The sequence below is a fragment of the Streptomyces sp. NH27 genome, assembly GCF_056859195.1.
In genome coordinates this window covers 1-879 of the sequence record NZ_JACEGK010001013.1, presented here as the reverse complement: position 1 = coordinate 879, position 879 = coordinate 1, and the positions used below count along the sequence as shown (strand labels likewise).

The window sequence follows — 879 nt, the reverse complement described above, 5'->3', positions numbered from 1 at the left end:
GTGCACCGGACGCGTCGGGCGCCTCGGGGCGCGGGTGTCAGTACTGCGGCGGCGGGGGCGCCGGGTATCCGTAGCCCTGCTGCGGGTCCTGTGGGTCCTGCGGCGGCTGCCCTGGCTGCCCTGGCTGTCCCGGTTGTCCGGCCTGGCCCTGCTGCGGCCAGCCCTGCTGGGGCTGCGGCGCGTGCGGCTGCGAGGAGTCCGGCTGGAACCCCGGCTGGCCCGGCCCCTGCTGCACCGGCGGATACGGCTGCGGGGGACCCTGCGGTGCGGCGCCGTACTGACTCGGCGGGACCTGGCCGGGCGGCATCGGCTGCGCACCGTAAGGACCGGGCTGCCCCGGCTGGCCGTACGGACCCGGCTGGCCGTACGGACCCGGCTGCCCGTACGGACCGGGCTGGCCGTACGGTCCCTGGCCCTGCTCGGGGCCGGGCTGCTGCCCCGGCTGACCGGGCTGACCGGGCTGACCGGGTTGTCCGGGCTGGCCCGGTGCCGGGTACGGTGGCGCGCCACCGCCCTGCTGGCCGCCGTACGGCGCTTGCGGCGGGTACTGCCCGGGTTGTCCGGGTTGCTGGCCCGGGACCGGGTAGCCTTCCTGGCCCGGCACCGGCGGTGTCTGTACGGGTGGTGGGTTGGCGCCCTGCTGCGTCCATAGGCCCTGTGTCTGCTGTGCGCGGACGAAGTCCTCGGCGACCATGGCGGACAGGTTGAAGTACGCCTCGCGGGTTTTGGGTCGCATCATGTCGAGGTCGACTTCGGCGCCGGCTGCCAGGTGTTCGTCGAAGGGGACGACCTGGACGCCGCGGCAGCGGGTCTGGAAGTGCGCCACGATGTCGTCGACCTTGATCATCTTGCCGGTTTCGCGTACTCCGGAGATGACCG

Annotated in this window: 1 pseudogene; it reads right to left on the bottom strand. The window is 74.2% G+C overall.

From position 1 onward, the window contains the following. Positions 1 to 37: 37 nt before the first annotated feature. Positions 38 to 879: pseudogene (locus tag AC13HU_RS37735) on the bottom strand (topoisomerase II); the annotation flags it as partial.